We start from the raw sequence: 222 nt of genomic DNA, 5'->3' as shown, positions 1-222 counted from the left end.
CGCTCGCTTTCAGCAGTCAGCCGGGCAATAGCCAGACGTCCTTTAATCAATTGCGCCTGTGTCACCTTATCCACGTAGATTTTTTTAATCAGATTATTATCGGTGAAGTTATACCCAATATCACCTTTGGAAATGGTGATTTTGTTCATTTCAATAAGCTGCTTAATCTGCGCTTTGTATTCTTTCGATAGCGTCGCTTGTTTCTGTTGATCGCTTAACTGC

General features: G+C 41.4%; 1 protein-coding gene. It reads right to left on the bottom strand.

The annotated features are described in order from the left end of the window. Nucleotides 1–222, bottom strand: a 222-nt coding sequence (locus tag FDX22_RS22070) for a DUF2058 family protein (RefSeq protein WP_146717775.1), incomplete at both ends; no start/stop codon positions are given.

The organism is Citrobacter sp. TBCS-14 (genome assembly GCF_005280805.1).
Lineage (GTDB): Bacteria > Pseudomonadota > Gammaproteobacteria > Enterobacterales > Enterobacteriaceae > Citrobacter > Citrobacter gillenii.
The sequence above is the reverse complement of the archived record's forward strand: the minus strand, read 5'-3'. Positions and strand labels throughout refer to the sequence as shown.